This window comes from Paenibacillus sanfengchensis, from assembly GCF_036864765.1.
Taxonomy (GTDB): Bacteria; Bacillota; Bacilli; order Paenibacillales; family Paenibacillaceae; genus Fontibacillus; species Fontibacillus sanfengchensis.
The window spans coordinates 164,169-182,204 of record NZ_JBAGJC010000005.1 but is presented as its reverse complement, the minus strand read 5'-3'; the positions used below and the strand labels follow the sequence as shown (position 1 = coordinate 182,204).

The 18,036-nt window shown below is 53.7% G+C and carries 15 protein-coding genes and 2 tRNA genes; 13 read left to right on the top strand and 4 right to left on the bottom strand.

Annotated elements, in window-relative coordinates:
- Nucleotide 1: 1 nt before the first annotated feature.
- From carB to pyrE, 3 genes are all read left to right on the top strand, one after another.
- Nucleotides 2-3,214 (top strand): carbamoyl-phosphate synthase large subunit, encoded by a 3,213-nt coding sequence (gene carB, locus V4U84_RS12760; protein WP_334071869.1) that lies wholly within the window; start codon nt 2-4, stop codon nt 3,212-3,214.
- Nucleotides 3,215-3,301: 87 nt separating this feature from the next.
- Nucleotides 3,302-4,039 carry an orotidine-5'-phosphate decarboxylase gene (gene pyrF, locus V4U84_RS12755; protein ID WP_334071867.1) on the top strand — a complete coding sequence of 246 codons (738 nt, stop codon included), beginning with the start codon at nt 3,302-3,304 and terminating at the stop codon, nt 4,037-4,039.
- Nucleotides 4,036-4,677 (top strand): orotate phosphoribosyltransferase, encoded by a 642-nt coding sequence (pyrE, locus tag V4U84_RS12750; protein ID WP_334071866.1) that lies wholly within the window; start codon nt 4,036-4,038, stop codon nt 4,675-4,677. Before pyrF ends, pyrE begins: the two co-directional genes overlap by 4 nt.
- A 76-nt stretch (nt 4,678-4,753) precedes the next feature.
- Here the strand turns inward: pyrE and V4U84_RS12745 are convergent, their stop codons facing one another.
- Entirely contained in the window at nt 4,754-6,370 is a 1,617-nt protein-coding gene (locus V4U84_RS12745; RefSeq protein ID WP_334071865.1) for an S-layer homology domain-containing protein, read from the bottom strand.
- A 240-nt stretch (nt 6,371-6,610) separates the two neighbouring features.
- Between V4U84_RS12745 and V4U84_RS12740 the strand changes: the two genes are divergently transcribed.
- From V4U84_RS12740 to V4U84_RS12710, 7 genes are all read left to right on the top strand, one after another.
- Nucleotides 6,611-7,453, top strand: coding sequence for an ABC transporter ATP-binding protein (locus V4U84_RS12740; RefSeq protein ID WP_334071864.1), 843 nt, complete (start codon nt 6,611-6,613; stop codon nt 7,451-7,453).
- Entirely contained in the window at nt 7,416-8,516 is a 1,101-nt protein-coding gene (locus tag V4U84_RS12735) for an efflux RND transporter periplasmic adaptor subunit (RefSeq protein WP_334071863.1), read from the top strand. Before V4U84_RS12740 ends, V4U84_RS12735 begins: the two co-directional genes overlap by 38 nt.
- Nucleotides 8,516-11,416 (top strand): ABC transporter permease, encoded by a 2,901-nt coding sequence (locus V4U84_RS12730; RefSeq protein WP_334071862.1) that lies wholly within the window; start codon nt 8,516-8,518, stop codon nt 11,414-11,416. Before V4U84_RS12735 ends, V4U84_RS12730 begins: the two co-directional genes overlap by 1 nt.
- A gap of 7 nt (nt 11,417-11,423) precedes the next feature.
- On the top strand, nt 11,424-12,320 hold the full coding sequence (locus V4U84_RS12725) for an ABC transporter ATP-binding protein (RefSeq protein ID WP_334072067.1): 897 nt from the start codon (nt 11,424-11,426) through the stop codon (nt 12,318-12,320).
- Nucleotides 12,313-13,803: an ABC transporter substrate-binding protein gene (locus V4U84_RS12720; RefSeq protein WP_334071860.1), complete on the top strand. Its 1,491-nt coding sequence runs from the start codon at nt 12,313-12,315 to the stop codon at nt 13,801-13,803. Before V4U84_RS12725 ends, V4U84_RS12720 begins: the two co-directional genes overlap by 8 nt.
- A 332-nt stretch (nt 13,804-14,135) precedes the next feature.
- Nucleotides 14,136-14,209: transfer RNA gene (locus V4U84_RS12715), tRNA-Met, on the top strand.
- 23 nt (nt 14,210-14,232) lie between these two features.
- Nucleotides 14,233-14,306 (top strand) — tRNA-Ile (locus V4U84_RS12710).
- A 103-nt stretch (nt 14,307-14,409) separates the two neighbouring features.
- Here V4U84_RS12710 and V4U84_RS12705 read toward each other — a convergent pair.
- Nucleotides 14,410-15,276, bottom strand: a complete 867-nt coding sequence (locus V4U84_RS12705; protein ID WP_334071858.1) for a YitT family protein — start codon at nt 15,274-15,276, stop codon at nt 14,410-14,412.
- Between the two features lie 22 nt (nt 15,277-15,298).
- Nucleotides 15,299-15,538, bottom strand: coding sequence for a hypothetical protein (locus V4U84_RS12700; protein ID WP_334077278.1), 240 nt, complete (start codon nt 15,536-15,538; stop codon nt 15,299-15,301).
- 194 nt (nt 15,539-15,732) lie between these two features.
- Here V4U84_RS12700 and V4U84_RS12695 point away from each other — a divergent pair, with 194 nt between their 5' ends.
- Both V4U84_RS12695 and V4U84_RS12690 read left to right on the top strand, forming a co-directional pair.
- Nucleotides 15,733-16,629, top strand: coding sequence for a copper amine oxidase N-terminal domain-containing protein (locus V4U84_RS12695; RefSeq protein WP_334071856.1), 897 nt, complete (start codon nt 15,733-15,735; stop codon nt 16,627-16,629).
- Nucleotides 16,630-16,655: 26 nt separating this feature from the next.
- Complete coding sequence (locus V4U84_RS12690) at nt 16,656-17,126, top strand: DinB family protein (RefSeq protein WP_334077277.1); 471 nt, start codon at nt 16,656-16,658, stop codon at nt 17,124-17,126.
- Nucleotides 17,127-17,144: 18 nt separating this feature from the next.
- Here the strand turns inward: V4U84_RS12690 and V4U84_RS12685 are convergent, their stop codons facing one another.
- On the bottom strand, nt 17,145-17,483 hold the full coding sequence (locus V4U84_RS12685) for a L,D-transpeptidase (protein ID WP_334071854.1): 339 nt from the start codon (nt 17,481-17,483) through the stop codon (nt 17,145-17,147).
- Nucleotides 17,484-17,578: 95 nt separating this feature from the next.
- Between V4U84_RS12685 and V4U84_RS12680 the strand changes: the two genes are divergently transcribed.
- Complete coding sequence (locus V4U84_RS12680) at nt 17,579-18,031, top strand: GNAT family N-acetyltransferase (protein ID WP_416367242.1); 453 nt, start codon at nt 17,579-17,581, stop codon at nt 18,029-18,031.
- The last annotated feature ends 5 nt before the right edge of the window (nt 18,032-18,036 follow it).

Genomic DNA, 18,036 nt, shown 5'->3' with positions numbered 1-18,036 from the left:
TATGCCGATCAACAAAGAACTCAAAAAAATCCTCGTCATCGGATCAGGACCGATCGTCATCGGTCAGGCGGCGGAGTTTGACTACGCCGGCACCCAGGCCTGCCAGGCGCTGAAAGAAGAAGGCGTCGAAGTTGTGCTCATCAACAGTAACCCGGCAACGATCATGACCGACACCAACATGGCGGATAAAGTATATATCGAACCGATCACCCTGGAATTCGTCACGCAAATTATTCGCCAGGAGCGTCCCGACGGACTGCTGCCGACCCTCGGCGGACAGACCGGCCTGAATATGGCGGTCGAACTGGCCCGCGCGGGCGTCCTTGAGCGCGAGAACGTAAGGCTGCTCGGGACGCAGCTCAGCTCGATCGAAAAAGCGGAAGACCGCGATCTGTTCCGTGAATTGATGCGTGAACTGGAGCAGCCGGTTCCGGAAAGCACGATCATCACTTCCGAAGAAGAGGCACTGAGCTTCGCCCAAGAGATCGGCTACCCTGTCATCGTACGCCCTGCCTATACGCTTGGCGGCACCGGCGGCGGCATTTGCGCCACGGAGGAAGAGTTGAAGGAAACCGTCGCCTCCGGGATTCGGTACAGCCCCATCGGCCAGTGCCTGATCGAGAAATCGATCGCGGGCATGAAGGAAGTCGAGTACGAAGTGATGCGCGACGCCAACGACAACTGTATCGTCGTTTGTAATATGGAGAACTTTGACCCCGTCGGCGTACATACCGGGGACAGTATCGTCGTGGCTCCGAGCCAGACGCTGTCGGACCGGGAGTACCAGATGCTGCGTTCCGCCTCGCTCAAAATCATCCGGGCGCTCAACATCGAAGGCGGCTGCAACGTTCAATTTGCCCTGGACCCGCAAAGCTTCCAATACTATGTGATCGAGGTGAATCCGCGGGTCAGCCGGTCCTCGGCGCTCGCCTCCAAGGCGACAGGTTATCCGATCGCCAAGATGGCGGCCAAAATCGCCCTCGGCTACACACTGGATGAAATCGTCAACCCGGTAACGGGCCAAACGTACGCTTGCTTCGAGCCTACCCTGGATTACATCGTGAGCAAAATCCCGCGCTGGCCGTTCGATAAATTCGTTCATGCCAACCGGAAGCTCGGCACGCAGATGAAAGCGACCGGCGAAGTGATGGCGATCGGCCGAACGTTCGAGGAGTCGATCCACAAAGCGGTTCGTTCGCTCGAAATCGGCACGCACCGCCTCTATCTGAAAGGGGCCGACCAACTCGATACGGACACCCTGAACCAGCGTCTGGTCAAAGCGGACGACGAGCGGCTGTTCCTGGTGGCGGAAGCGTTCCGTCGCGGCTATTCCCTCCAGCAGATTCAGGACCTGACCCAGATCGACTGGTGGTTCCTGGACAAAATCGAAGGCTTGATCGCGTTCGAACGCAAAATCACCGCCGAGCCGGAACTGACCTATGAAACGCTTTACGAAGCCAAGCGCCTCGGCTTTACGGACCGGGCGATCGCTGAACTGCGCGCCGCATCCCAACCTTCCGGCACGCATCTGACGGAGGAAAGCGTCACACTGTTCCGGAAAGACAGAGGGCTCCGTCCGGTATATAAAATGGTAGACACCTGCGCCGCCGAATTCGAGGCTTCGACGCCGTACTACTATTCGACTTACGAAACTGAGAATGAAGTGACTCACACCGAAAAAGAGAAGATCGTCGTCCTCGGCTCCGGACCGATCCGGATCGGCCAAGGGATCGAATTCGACTACTCTACGGTTCATGCGGTGTGGGCGATTCAGAATGCCGGCTACGAGGCCGTGATCATCAATAACAACCCGGAGACGGTGTCCACGGATTTCAACACTTCGGACCGGCTTTACTTCGAACCGCTCTTCTTCGAGGACGTGATGAACGTGATCGAACAGGAGCAGCCGGTCGGCGTCATCGTTCAGTTCGGCGGGCAGACGGCCATCAACCTGGCCGCGCCGCTTCAAGCGGCCGGTGTGCGGATTCTCGGCACCTCGCTGGACAGCATCGACGAGGCCGAGGACCGCAAGAAATTCGAGGCCCTGCTGTCCAGGCTTGACATCGCGCAGCCGAAAGGCAGCACGGTCACCTCGGTGGACGAGGCGGTCGGGACCGCCCAATCGCTCGGCTATCCGGTGCTGGTGCGCCCGTCCTACGTCCTCGGCGGACGCGCGATGGAAATCGTGTATTCCGACGCGGAGCTGCTCAAGTACATGGAGGAAGCGGTCAACATCAACCCGCAGCATCCGGTACTCATCGACCGCTATATGCTGGGCAAAGAGGTGGAAGTGGACGCGATCTGCGACGGCGAGACGGTACTCGTTCCCGGCATCATGGAGCATGTCGAACGGGCGGGCGTCCATTCCGGCGACTCGATCGCCGTCTATCCGCCGCAATATTTGTCCGATGAACTGAAGAAGAAAATCGTCGACATAACGATAAAGATCGCCAAGGAGCTCAATACGGTCGGCCTGGTGAATATCCAGTTCGTCATTTACAAAAACGAAGTGTACGTGATCGAGGTCAATCCGCGTTCCTCTCGGACGGTTCCGTTCCTCAGCAAGGTAACGAACATTCCGATGGCCAATGTGGCCACGAAATGCATTCTCGGCGCCAAGCTCAAGGATCTGGGCTACCAAGAGGGACTCTGGCCGGAGAGCGACCAGGTATCGGTGAAAGTGCCGGTGTTCTCTTTTGCCAAGCTGCGCCGGGTTGAGCCTACGCTCGGACCGGAGATGAAATCGACCGGCGAAGTGATGGGCCGCGATCCGCAATATGCGAAGGCATTGTATAAAGGCCTGATCGGGGCGGGAATGAAAATCCCTTCGACAGGCGCGATCATCGCCACTGTGGCGGACAAGGATAAGCAGGAAGCGGTTGAATTGCTGCGCGGCTTCTACAATCTCGGCTACAAGATCATCGCCACGGGAGGAACGGCTTCCGCGCTGACCGAAGCGGGAATTCACGTCACGACCGTAAACAAACTGACCGAGGGCGTGCCGAACATCCTGGATCTGATCCGCAACGGGGAAGCTCATTTCGTCATCAACACGCTGACCCGCGGCAAAGAGCCGGAGCGCGACGGTTTCCGGATCCGCCGGGAAGCGGTGGAGAACGGCATCGTCTGCATGACCTCGCTCGATACCGTTCGGGCGTTGCTGAATATGCTGGAGACGATCAATTTCTCCTCCCAAGCCATGCCTAGCTTGTAAGAGAAGAACATCAGCAAGACAGCGAATAACGCGGCTCCGAAGCGGCTTAAGCCCCTCGGAGCCGCAAGTATGACAGGAGGAGAAATCATGTCGTTGTCATTCGAACAAGCCGCGAATAAACTGATGGTCGCGTTGGACTTTCCCGCGGCGGAGCAGGCCAAAGGGTTGATTCAAACCCTGGAAGGCATCCCGTGTTATATGAAGGTGGGGATGCAGCTATTTTACGCGTCCGGGCCGGATTTCGTTAAAGAGCTGAAGTCCAGGGGATATTCCGTCTTTCTCGATTTGAAAATGCACGATATTCCGAACACGGTAAAAGGCGGTGCCCAAAGCATCACCCGGCTGGGTGTGGATATGTTTAATGTCCATGCGGCGGGAGGGGTAAACATGATGGCTGCGGCGCGGGAAGGGATGCAAGCTGCGTTGGAACAGGATGCATCGCTAAAAAAACCGCTGTTGATCGCCGTTACCCAATTAACCAGCACAAATCAGGAGACCCTGAACCGGGAGATCGGTATCCCGGGAACGGTCGAGCGGTCGGTTCTCGCCTACGCGGCGTTAACCCAAAAGGCGGGATTGGACGGCGTCGTCGCTTCCCCTCTTGAAGTACAAGCCATAAAAGGACAATGCGGCGGGGCGTTTATGACCGTTACGCCGGGGATCAGACCGGCCGGAAGCGAGTCCGGCGACCAGTCCCGAACCCTGACCCCGGGGCAGGCCATCCGCCAGGGAACGGACTATATCGTGGTAGGCCGCCCGATTACGGCGGCGAGTGACCCGCGCAAAGCGGCGGAACAAATTATTGAGGAGATGATGCAAGCATGATCAATACCGAGCAAATAGCGAATGAAATTGCGGGACGCCTGCTGGATATCGGAGCGGTGGCGCTGCGTCCGCATCAACCGTTTACTTGGACTTCGGGTATTAAATCGCCGATCTATTGCGATAACCGGCTGACGATGTCCTATCCCGAAATCCGCGATATGATCGCGGAATCTTTTGCGGCGATCATCCGGGAATCCCACCCGGAAACCGAGGTCATCGCGGGCACCGCCACGGCGGGGATTCCGCATGCGGCGTTCGTGGCCCAGAAGCTCGGCCTGCCTATGGCCTATATCCGCGATAAGGCTAAAGGACACGGCAAGGAGAACCAGATCGAAGGCCTGATTCGGACAGGGCAGAAGGTCATCGTCATCGAAGATTTGATCTCCACGGGCGGCAGTTCCATTAAAGCGGCTCAGGCCGTGCGTGAAGCGGGTGCGGATGCGCTCGGAGTACTGGCGATCTTCAGCTATCAGTTGGACAAAGCGGTTCAGGCTTTTGCCGACGCGGGCATTCCGCTTCAAACGCTATCCAACTACGGCGCGCTGATCGAGGTGGCTGTCCAACGCGGCGAAATCAAATCCGAGGACTTGGCGCTGCTGAAGTCCTGGAGAGAAGATCCCGGCTCATTCGGGAAATAAAAAACCGCAATACAAAAGAGGTTGTTCCGAACCGTCATTCGTTCATGGTGGGGGACAACCTCTTTTGATTATGCGCTTAATTCCCGGGACCTACGATGGCGTCGTATTTCGCCGCATTGCGAAGGGCCGGCCAGATCTCAGGCGTTTCGCCGCCGATATGCCAGAAGGCGAAGCCCGCGATGTCCTTGGACATCGCCAGGCTGTATTTGCTCGTGAGCGAGCGGGTCTCTTCCAGCCAAATCCGGCGCTGGGCGCCCGAGGAGCGGTAGTCGGCCACATATTGGCCGAGTTTGTCGTTCCAGACGGGTTTTGCCCCAAATCGCTTGATTCTTTGGAACTGCTGGGGCAGATTCAAGTCTTCGGATGGAGCCGACGTCCCTGCGCCCCCGTCCATCATCCAGTCCCGGGTAAATAGCGGCAGCGCCAGGATTACCTTGGAGGAGGGAACCTCCTGAAGCAGGTTGTCCAGACCTTTCTCCAGCCAGGGCAGCGAAGCGACGGACCCCGCGCTTCCTCCGCTCCAATGCTCGTCGTAACCCATCATCACAATGTAGTCGGCGATTTTGCCCAATGCTGCGTAATCGTAGGCTTCGGTCCAGTCGGTCTGAAAATCCGGCGACAAGTCTAGGGACAAGACGATGTTGCTCACGTGCAACCGGCGGGCAAGCTCGGCGACAAAGGACGTAAAAGCCTCCCGGTCTTTGGGGGCGACATTTTCAAAGTCGAGGTTGATCCCCTGAACCCCGGTCTGAACCGCCGTATTTGTGATCCGGGTGATAACCTCCGAGGACTTGGTCGTGGAAGTCAACAGAGCATGCGTCGTTGCCTGGTCAAAGCGATTGCCGAAGAGAGGCCACACCTGCTTGCCCTGCTGCTTGGCCCACGCAACGAGAGAAGGCTGACTCTGGATCGAGACGCTGCCGTCCTCGGCCAACAAGAACCACCGGGGCGAAAGCACATTAATGTTGGAATTAAGGACGGACTGTTTGAACTGCGCATCGGTTTGTCCGTATTGCCACCCGATCTGAACGGTAGGCCACGCCGGGGAGGACAACTTCGCTGCCCAGGCCGGATTTTGCAGGAGGCGATCCATGACGGCAGCGATTTCCTGACGTGTCAGGGCCTGTTCCGGGAAAAAATTTCCGCCGTTTCCGTTCATTAGACCGAGCTTCGAAACGGCATAAACTTGAGGACGGGCCCAGACCGCAATGGCGGCATCGTCTTTGTATTTCCCGGCGGTTGGCGAGACGCTGTCGATGGCGATGGCGGTATTCAAAATCCGGCTCAGCCAAACGGCCGTCTCCTGCCGGCTCACCGGCTCCGCGGGCGCAAACCGCCGAGGCCCCTTGCCTGCGGTCAGACCCACTTCGGTGGAAGCTTGGACGCCTTCATAGTACCAGGCGCCGCCAGGGACGTCTTCGTAGGCCGGAATCGGGGAGTCGACGGGTTCCAGACCCAGCAGGCGCTGGAGGATCACGGCAAACTCCGCCCGGGAGATCGGCTCGGTCGGTGAAAACCGGGTGGAGGTGGTGCCGTTCATCAATCCTTTTTCGTACAAGCGGATGATCGCTTCTCTGGCATAACTGGACCCGATGTCGCCGAAAGGCAAATCCTTGCCGTAAACGCGAGGCGGCTGCAAGCTGGTGGTCATCAGGGCGAGCAGGAGAAGGGCGGTTGTTGCGATTTTTATCATAGTGGCCTCTTTTCCAAATCTAGTAGGAATTCTCTTAATACTGTAATACTAGCAAAAACTAATCTATCGATCAGCGCGAAAAATTTGGAAACAAAAATATCAATATCGTAAAAATTCTTGTAACTTTTTGGCATGAATTTTCGTTTATAATGCAGACGTGAAGGATACATAGACCGCAAGGATCCCGCCCGGAGCGTCTAGGGCAGCCAATATTAAACGATGCTAGGAGACCGATACACAATGATGCGATGGCTTCGCAAACCAGTTCATTCCAAAGAAGCTGAAGCGCCGTCCGATGCCCAAGCGTCGGGGGAGACGGAAGCTCCAGCGCAACCGATAATCGATGAATCCGCTAGACATGCGCCGCAGGTTACCGAGGCGAAACCGCCAGCCCGGAACCCGAAGGATGAGGGCCCGGTTTTGATCGTCAGGGAAGTCCACCGTTCTTTTCCGGTGGGAGGCGGAGAGATTCATGTCCTGAAAGGAATTAACATGGAGGTGCGTCCCGGACAGCTCGTCATGCTGAAAGGAAGATCGGGTTCGGGGAAAACAACGCTGCTGAATATGCTGGGCGGTCTCGATCAGCCGTCCACCGGCGAGATTCTGTTCAGGGGTCAACAGCTTCATCTGCTGAACGACGACAAGCGCACGCTGCTAAGGCGCAACCAGATCGGCTTTATTTTTCAGGCATACGCTTTGCTGCCGCTTTTGTCAGCCTGGGAGAATGTCGAACTCTCGCTGCGGATGGCCGGCGTCCCCCAGTCCGAATGGAAGAAGCGCGTAACGCATTGCCTGGAGCTTGTAGGCTTGGGCAAGCGGATGTTCCACCGGCCGTTTGAGCTTTCCGGGGGGGAACAGCAGCGCGTGGCGATCGCCAAGGCGATTGCGCACCGACCTCAATTGCTGTTGGCGGATGAACCGACAGCGAATCTGGACTCGCAAATGGGAGCCCAGGTCATGTCCGTATTTAAGAACATTATACATACGGAGCAAATGACGATTTGTATGACTACTCACGATCCTACAATCTTGGAGGTAGCGGACCATGTTTACGAAATGGTGGATGGAAGATTTATCAACTAGGAAGAGAAGGATCGGCCGCACGCTGGGAATTATGGCGCTCTGTGTCGGTTTTGTCGTTTCTACGGGCTGCGGCCTGCTTCCTAACGAAGAAGAGGAAGAGGTACTACAGGTCATTACGCCTCCGACAATTTCGAAGAAACCGGAATACGTCGTGCGTACCGAACCGATCGAGCTTACGGTGAGCGCCGTCGGCAAGTTGATGAGCCAGCGGGAAGAGCCGCTTTATTTCACGGAGGACGGGCTGCACATCAAAGAGGTTAAGGTCAAACCCGGCGACAAGGTGAAGAAAGGCGATGTGCTCATCCAATTGGACGTGGAGCAATTGCAGAGGGATCTGCGCAAGAAGCGCCTCGATTTCCGCCAGCAGGAACTGACCATGAAGGAGACGCTGCGGACAAAGGATGAAATGACTGAAGTTGACTTTGAAAAGGCGGCCATCGTCTTTGAGGAACAGCGGCAGGAGCTTGCCGATCTCGAGAAAAAAATCGCCGACGGTACCCTGAGAGCCCCGTTTACGGGAACGATCGTCTCGATCAGCGCGAAGAAGGGCGCCACGACAAAGGAATATGAATCCCTCGGGATTATTTCGGACACCTCTTCGTTAGTCGTGGCCGCTTCTTTCTCCAAAGAAGATTTGGAGAAGATCTCCGTCGGCATGAAAGCCAAGGTGGATATCAACTCGGCCGGCGTCTTTGACGGCAGAGTCAAAGTGATGCCGGTGAATACGGGTTCCGAGAATAACGGAAACAACGGCAATAACGACGGCAACTCGCCACCGGAGAAGGATTCGATCGACAAGTATTTGATCGTCCAGCTCGATAAATGGCCGAAGGACGTTGAGCGCGGCCGCCAGCTCAGCGTAACAATCGTAACGCAGCGGAAGGAAAACGCGGTTCTGATTCCGATTTCCGCCCTTCGCTCTATCGGTTCCCGTACGTATGTTCAGGTCATCGAGAAGGATGGAACGAAGCGTGAAGCCGATGTGCAAGTTGGGATGCAAACCCCGACGGACTACGAAATTCTTAAAGGGCTTACGCCGGGGCAGAAAGTAGTGGGTCGCTAATGGGTCTTCCTTTACTGCGTCTGCTGTTCCGCAAAATGTGGAACACCAAATGGCTTACCCTCAGCACCCTGCTCGGTCTGGTTGTTGCGGTCTCGTTTACGGTGAGCATTCCGATGTACTCGGACGGCTCGCTGAAGCGGGTCGTCTCCAGCACGTTGAAAGCGGAGAGCGAGGGATTGCCTGCGGGTTCCCTGGTTATGAGCTATCAAGCTGCGGGTGGCGCCAAAACGGATTTGGCCGGGCTTGAAGCGGTAACCAAGTATATTGTCGAGGATATTCCGAAGGCCATCGGCTTCCCGCACCAAAGTTATGTCAATAACCGGTCCATCCGGGGGACCGAGGTCTATCCCGAGGATCCGACCAAAGTCGATGCCAGCCGGACGAGAACGATGGGTCTCTCTTCGATGAGCGGTTTAAAGGACCATATCTCGGTGACGAGCGGTCAGATGTTTTCGGATCAAACGAACGGCAATGTCATAGAGGCGATGATGCTGGAAGAGGGGATGTACCGTCAGGACTTGCATGTGGGCGATGTGATGGAATATCCCGTCACCAGCGGAGCCAATGTGACTCTGAAGGTGAAGATCGTCGGGGTTTTCCAGCCGCTTAACGATACCGATGCCTATTGGTATCAAGGTATGGACGGGATGATGAATACGTTCTATGTCAGCGAGAAGGCGTTCAATGATGGTCTTCTGAAGCAGTTGAACATTCCGATTTACAGTTCCAGTTGGTATTACGCTTTTGATTTGCGGGAGATCAAGACCGGTCAAATCGGACCCTTGTCCAGTACGCTGGATCGTCTGAATATCGAGTTGTACCAGAAGCTGAAGGATACCAAAGTGGACATCTCATTCGGCAACCTGCTGGATGATTTCCGCAAGCAAAGCTTGCAAATGCAGACGCTATTGTTCACGCTGGCGGCGCCGATGATCGCCATGGTCTTTTATTTTATCGTGATGAACGCCCGCCAGTCCCTGGATAAGCAGCAGAGCGACATCGCCGTGCTGCGAAGCCGGGGGGCTTCAACAAGGCAGATTGTATTTATCTATCTGCTGGAAGGAATTCTCCTTGGAGTGATTTCGCTGGTTGCCGGCCCGTTGCTGGGGTGGTTTATGTCCAAGAGTATCGGCTCCGCCGACGGCTTTTTGGCTTTCGTCAACCGGAAATCGATTCCGGTCGGTTTCAATTTTGACGCGCTCGCATTGGGGGCAGCCGCTGTCATTATTGCGATCCTGGCAACGCTTTTACCGGCGATTTCTTATGCCCGGGCTTCAATCGTCAATGCGAAGCGGAAACAGGCTCGCTCCGACCGACGTCCGGGATGGCAGCGTTGGTTCATCGATATCTTGCTTATGGGCGTGGCCGCGTACGGCTATTATCTGTTCTATGAACGGCAGATGCTCACATTCCAGACCGGAATGACCACGGATGAGCTGCAGGTGCAGCCGTTCCTGTTCTTTGTCCCGGCGCTGGCGATCTTCTCGATCGGCCTGTTCTTCCTGCGGGTCTTCCCGTGGATTCTTAAACTGATTGGCTGGCTCGGCAAGAAATGGCTGCCCGTGCCGTATTATTTGAGTTTGACGCAGTTGTCTCGTTCCGCTTCTTCTTACTATCCGCTGATGATTTTGCTCGTCCTGACGCTCGGGCTCGGGGTTTATAATGCCTCGGCCGCGCGGACGATCGATCTCAATTCTACGGAGCGTACCCTTTACAAATACGGTGCCGACGTAGTCATGCAGACCGTCTGGGAAGCGACGCCCGAGCTGTCGAAGAAACCGCCGAGCAAATCCGGACAGGGTCAAGGCGGTTCCGGAGGCGTGGGCGGTGGAGGTCAAGGCGGAGGCCAGGGGGGTCCCGGTGGCGGTTCTGGCGGAGGACAGCAACCTCCGGCCAAAATGGTTTATTCCTCGGAGCCTCCGTTTGAAGTGTTCCGCCAGCTTGAGGGCGTGGAGCATGCCGCGCGCGTGCTGCAAACGAAAGGAAATATCATTATTTCCGGCCGCTCGGCCGGGCAGGGAAATATCATGGGGATCGACAACGTTGATTTTGCCAAGGTCGCCTGGTTCCGAAACGACTTGTTTCCGGCACATCCTTATCAATATTTGAATTTATTGGGAATGAACGAGAGCGCCGCTCTGATTCCGTCCAATCTGGCGGAGAAATTCAAACTGAAGGTCGGCGATGTTTTCACGGTATCCATGGGAGAAGCTACCATCGAATTTGCGGTTTACGGGATCCTTCCGTACTGGCCGAGTCAGTATCCGGATGAAAAGCCGTTTGTTATCGCCAATCTGGATTACATTTATGATCAGTCGCCGCTTATTCCGTATGAAGTGTGGCTGAAGATGAAACCCGGCGCAAAGGTCGCTCCGCTCATTACCAAACTGGCGGAGAAAAATGTTGACCTTTACTCCGTAAAGGATGTGCGGAGCGAGCTCGCTGCGCAGAGCAAGCATCCGACCCGGGGCGGGGTGTTCGGGATTCTGAGTTTGGGCTTTATGGTATCGGTCATCGTTTCGCTGATCGGTTATGTATTGTACTGGTTCTTCAATTTGTCGGGCCGGGTCGTACAATTTGGAATTTTGCGCGCGATGGGGTTGTCGCGCAAGCAGCTCACCTTTATGCTGCTGACCGAACAAATTTTGACCGCGGGTCTATCCATCGTGCTTGGGATTGTGATCGGGAAAGTCGCCGGTCAACTGTATCTTCCGTTCTTGCAAACGACGGATAATGTCACGACGCAGGTGCCGCCTTTCCGCATCATCTTCAATTCCTCGGATACGCTGAAACTTTATGTGGTTGTCCTGGTGATGCTGATTATGGGAGCCGGGCTGTTGTTCTGGCAAATCCGGCGGCTGCGTGTTCATCAGGCCGTGAAGATGGGAGAGGAGCGGTAAGATGAGTATGATCCATTGCGAGGGCTTGGTTAAAATTTTTAAATCCGAAGACATCGAGGTCGTCGCACTCCAGGGCCTGAATTTAACGGTCGAGGAAGGCGAGATGATGGCGATTATCGGAAATAGCGGCAGCGGGAAATCGACGCTGCTCAATATGCTCGGCGGCCTCGACCGTCCGTCCGCGGGCCAGGTTCATGTCGGGGGATGGGATCTGTTAAAGATCTCGGACGATCAATTGGTAGAATACAAACGAAAGACGGTAGGTTTCGTTTGGCAGAACAACGCCAGAAACTTGCTGCCTTACTTGACGGCTCTGGAAAATGTAGAAATGCCGATGCTGCTGACCGGAAAGCTGGATCGGGCTTATGCCAAACAGCTATTGGAATGGGTGGGGTTGAAAGATCGGATGCACAACAAGCTCCACCAGCTTTCCGGCGGGGAACAGCAGCGCGTGGCGATCGCGATCTCGCTTTCCAACCGTCCGAAGATGCTGCTTGCCGACGAACCTACGGGTTCAGTCGACACGGCGACTTCGGATAAGATCATGGACATTTTTCGAAAAGTCAATAAAGAACTGGGCATTACGATTGTTATCGTAACCCACGACTTGACCCTCGCCGGAAAAGTAGACCGGGTTGTTGCGATCCGCGACGGGTTGACGAGTACGGAATTTGTGAAGCGGAATCCGAATCTGGATCTGGCAGCCGGGGAAGCCGGATTCGGGGGCGGAGGCTTACAGGAAGTTCATGAAGCGTTTGTGGTCGTCGACAGGGTCGGCCGGCTGCAGGTGCCTAAGGAGTATTTGGAAGCCGTAGGCATCGGCGGACGCGCAAGTATGGAGTTTGACGGCGAGAAGATCGTAATCACGGCGCCGAAACCACTGGAGGGGGACAGTCATGAATAAGAGCAAATTCGGAAAGTTGAGAAAGACTCTTTCGGTTGCACTGGTTGCGACATTGGCATTGGGGCTTTTGGCCGGCTGCAACGGGGGCAAGGCAGCGACGAAGAAAGAAGAAAAAGTGCTGCGTATCGGCATGCTGTACGGAAGCTCGGACGATTCCTGGTTCCGTCAGCAATACACGGATATTTTCGAATATACCAATCCGAATATAAAAATCGAGATCGTGACTGCGAACAGTAACAGCCGTTATGGCAACGGCACGGAGCAGGAGCAGCAGCCGGATCCATTAGAGAGCATGAAGAAGATCATGACCGGCAGCAACCCGGTGGATGTCGTCGTTACGGACACGGGAACCCTGAAACAGTTGATTGATGAAAATTTGGTAAAGTCACTGGAGCCGATGATTCAAGAGGATAAATTCGATACGAGCGATTTCGTCCCAGCCGTCATTGACGGCATCAAGGACATCGGTGGCGGCACTCTTTACGCGTTAACCCCATCGTTCAGTTCGTCGGCTCTTTTTTACAACAAAAAGTTGTTTGCCGATGCCGGGGTAGAGCCTCCTACGGACAAATCGACCTGGGAGGATATCTTTAATAAAGCCAGTCGGGTTGCGAAAGGCGAGGGAAAGGATCGCGTATACGGCTTCTCCTTCAATCGCTATAGAGGCCAAGATCCGTTCTGGGATATGCAGTATACCTACATGAGCGGTCTTCAACTGAAAACTTTTGATGACAAAGCGGAAACGATGACCGTCAACTCTCCGCAGTGGGCCAAGGTATGGGAGACGATCAGCAAACTGGCCAAGGAAAAAATCATGCCGGACAGTTCCAGTTACGACCCGAACGAGCCTTGGACTCCGCTCAGCGACGACCTGTTCTTATCCGGAAAAGTGGCGATGACCATCGAGGGCAATTATTATATCGACGAATTGGCTGATGCGAACAATAATGCCGCCAAAATCAAAAACTTCAAGCCGGTGGACTGGGATGTGGTCACGATCCCTGTTCATCCCGAAAAGCCGGACGTAGGGGGCAACATTAATCTGACCAATACGTTCTCGATCAACACGAATGCTCCGAATGCGGAAGCCGCCTGGGACTTTCTCAGGTTCATTAACGGGGAAGAATTCGCGAAGCTGAAATCCCGGAGCAATACGTCCGAGATGGTGGCCCGCAAATCTTATATCCAGCCTAGACAGGGATTATCCTATAATATTCAGGCGTTCTATTTGCTTAAACCGGTCCCGCCTATCAATGCAAAAACCGATAAATTGATGATGGAGAAACCGGGACTTTACAATGTGACATCCATTGGAAGAACCTACTTCCAGCAAGTTATGGAAAACAAGAAAACGCCGGAGGAGGCGCTCAAGGAATGGGCGGAGAAGGGGAACAAGATGCTCCAGGAAATCAAGCTCAATCCTAAGACGCAGTTCCAGGAAGACGGTACGCCATTCGTTCCGGAGGAAGCTCCGCAAGGCTGACCTTTTCAAGCTCATGGCCGCCCTTAAAAAGGGCGGCTTTTTTTGTCCGAAATTGGGTAATCTATAGGTAAGACAGGAAGGATCATCATACAAGGAAAGGAGTCAAACGGGAATGCGCTGGGTGTATTTTAACAAGCTGTACAGAACAAAATTTCAAGCGGGCTGCCTTGCCCGAAGATTGGAACATGACGGTTGGATTTACGGATTCGATGAAATGCGGGCCATTGAAATTTTCAGGTCGCGAAAAGGAAAATATGGGGTAAGATTTATTCCGTAACCCTTGACTTGGAGTGAGTTAATCGTGTATACTATTGATTGTCGCTATTTACTGACGCGGGGTGGAGCAGCCCGGTAGCTCGTCGGGCTCATAACCCGAAGGCCGCAGGTTCAAATCCTGCCCCCGCAATCTAATTTGTTTGTTTGGAATGCGGGCCCTTAGCTCAGTTGGTTAGAGCGGTCGGCTCATAACCGATTGGTCACAGGTTCGAGTCCTGTAGGGCCCATATGTGAAACCCCTTGCCTAGCAAGGGGTTTTTGCTATTTTAGAGAATGATAGCCCCGGGCGATGAGGATCGAATTTACATCGCTCGGGGAGCGGCTTGTATGTTAGTGTATGCTCTTCTTTTCCATGCTTCCGCCCAGCACATCAGCTACATTTTGAATCGAGATAAACGCCTTCGGATCGATTTCCTGGACGACGGCTTTGAGCTTGGCCACTTCCAGCCGTGTGATCACGCAATAGATCATTTGGGTGTCTTCCTTAGAGAATCCTCCTTTGGCGTACAGCAGTGTGGTTGCGCGGCCCAGGCGGGCCAGTATGGCTTCGGATATTTCCTCAAACTGACCCGATATGATGGTGACGGATTTGGACTCATCGAGACCCTGCACCACAACGTCCATCACTTTGGCCGCAATATAGAAGGCAAAGATGGAGTACATTGCGGAATCGGCGCCAAATACAAACCCGGCGATCGTAAAGATAAAAATATTGATAATCATGATAATCTGGCCAACCGGAAGACGTAATTTCTTGGACAGCAGAATCGCTACGATTTCCGAACCGTCCAGTGCGCCTCCAAAGCGGATTACGAGGCCTACCCCGGCGCCCAAAATCAGACCGCCAAACAGAACGGCGAGAATTTTCTCTTCCGTAAAAGAATCGACATCGTGCAAATATGCGGTAGTCAACGACAGCAGGGTAATCCCGTAAAGTGTGGAGATCACGAAGGTTTTGCCTATTTGCTTGTAACCGAAAATCAGAAAGGGAAGGTTAATCAGGAAAATAAATATCCCCAGGGGAATCGGCGTTATTTTGGACAGAACGATGGAAATCCCGGTGATGCCGCCGTCGATAATTTCGTTCGGTACGAGAAACATTTCAAGGGCCACGGCCATGAGAATGGCGCCGATGGAGATGAAGAAAAATCGTTTCAATATCGTGGCGATGGTCAATTTGCGGTGTTCTTTGGGCATGTTACCACTCCTCTTTCTAAGTTTAACGTTCTGAGAGATGTCTCATTTTCGAGGCCGGGTTGACTCTTTCCGGTTCGGAGGAGATCTCAAATTCGGCCTGCAGTTCCTTCAAGATCATATCCGTGGCCGACATCTGTCCCCGCAGAAAATCCGATATTTCTTTATAGTTGCTTTCGTCCAGTTGGGACTTTAGTGTTTCTTTACGTTGTCGTAATCTTTCCACAAAATGTTCGATTTTTGATTTGCGGAACGTCTCGGCCATGTGTCAAACCCACCCTTTCGTTAATAATTGTATACATATGTATACATTATACCTCATTGCATCGGGTGAAGCCAGGTGATGGATGACCTTTCTGCATCAAAACTGCTTAGCTTCGGGGGAGAGTAACTTTTTGGTGCTCCGATGCGTTAAAAGTAATGGGTTGTTTATAAGTAGAAAAGGTGGGAGCGGTTAAGATGAATTATTGGAAAAAAGGACTGGTTATCGGGATTACGGCTTGTTCGCTGCTTGCGGGGAACCTTTCGGCATATGCGCAATCGGCGACAAACGTAACAAGTGTTTATATCAACGGAAATCCGGAATGGGAGGCCATTCAGCAGCAAAACCGGACCTATGTCCCGCTTGCGGTTCTGAAAGATCCGGCCTGGAGCATCCGCTATGAAGCTAAAACGAAAACGGTGGTTATCTCAAGTCCGGTGCAAAAAAAGACGATCCGGTTAAAACAGGGAAATAAGAGCGCCGAGGTGAACGGCAAAGCGAAGGCGTTGGAAGAGGGCGTGATCATGAAAGACGGACGCACTTACTTGCCGCTCCGCTTTGTTTCGGAAGAACTAAACGCGTATGTCGGCTACAATAAAGAGCAGAATCGCGTGGTGATTCGGACGCCGGAAGGGCAACGTGATTACGAGACTCTTATGGGCGGGGATCTGACGAAAGCCCGTGAAATTGTCGTCGGTCTGCAGCTCGTGTACGATAAGAACGACAAGGAGCTGCCCGTCACCGGGGAAGGATTCACAATGACGCATACGTTCCCAAAAGGGGAAGCGCTGCGTCTGCTGAGGGACTACAAAGACATGACCTGGTATGCGGAAGTGAATGAAGAAGGCTTGCTGACGGTGAAGTGGCAGAAGAGTTCTGGCGACAAGAGAGAAGCTGGTGTTCCCCCCAAGCCATTTAAAGAAGCGGTATTTTTCAGCGAAAACTTTATGGCGGAACTGTTGATGTACGGAACGGTCGATAAAGCGGGAGTCTACGAGGAAGCCGGGAGACTTGACCAGGGGGAAGCCGGGCCGTATCAGCACGCCCGTATCGTTCCGGTCGAGGGAGAAGAAAGAACCGATGCGAAACAATAACAACATGACAGACAAGGAGTATTTTGATGAATGCGGTTGAAGCCATAATTCTAAATTTCGAAGAAATCAGACGTCGGAGCATTAAAGTTTGGGAGAGTGTACCGGCAGATAAGCTGGAATGGAAGCCGGACCCGGAAGCCATGAGTATCAAGGAGATGATCCGTCATGTTTTGGACAGCGAGCACTACTATCATTTGGCCTTGCTGAACGGGGGAAGCCTGCTGTCCTACGATTCTCCCTATGACAACCGGGAATTCACGACGGTTCGTGAAGAAATAGCCGTTGCGGCCCCTTATCGGGAGAAATTTTTGGCGACCGTGAAATCCTTTGCGGCGGAAGACTTGACGAATTTGAAAATTGACCGGAGCGATGTCGGCTATGTTCGTTCTCTTGGCGATATGCTGATGCGCATCGCTTATCACGAAGCGGTTCACACCGGTCAACTGCTGGATTACTTAAGGACGGCGGGGATCGCGCGGCCAAGGGTATGGGATTAATGGGGCATAAGCCCCCTTTTATTGGCGAATGTGTACGCTCGTACCGATAGGCACCAGACCGGCTAATTCAACGACATCCTGATTGTACATACGAATACAGCCATGGGAAACCTGCTTTCCGATGGAGGAAGGGTTATTGGTTCCATGGATGCCGTAATGGGGTCTCGACAATCCCATCCAATAGGCTCCGAAGGGACCGCCGGGGTTTGGCGCCTTGTTAACGATCGTATAGTAGCCTTCGGGCGTTTGCGTCAGCATGGTGCCGATCCCGACCGGAAAGCCGCGAACCACCTTGTTCTGATCAAGCAGATACAACATTCGATCGGACAAATCCACAATGATGCGGTAATTCGGCATTCCTTTGCTCACCCCCTTTTTTGAATCAGTGTATGGGAGGATGGCGGAGCGGGTTTGGGCCGACGACTACATTATTTAAGGGGAGAAGAAAAGATATGGTATTGAGTCGGTCTATTATTCCGTATCAGAATCATCATCATGATCGCTTGGCGGAAATTTGGCTGCGGGCGGTGCGTGAGACGCACACATTTTTAACGGAAGAAGACATTTTTTTCTACTATGATATTGTCCGCGGTGGAGTGCTGAACGAAGTTGAGATTTGGGTAGGCCTGGACGAGCGCGAGCAGCCTGTCGGCTTTATCGGTCTGGATGGCCTTCATATTGAAATGCTGTTTATCGATCCTTCCTATCACAATAAGGGATGGGGGACCCGGCTTATCCGGCATGTCGAGAATTTGAAGGGCAGCCGGCTTACGGTGGATGTGAATGAACAGAATCCGGGAGCATGCACATTTTATAAAAGGTACGGCTTCGTTCAAATCGGACGTTCCGAGCGGGATGGTTCGGACAGACCGTTTCCGCTGCTCCATATGGAATTAAGAAGATAACAAGT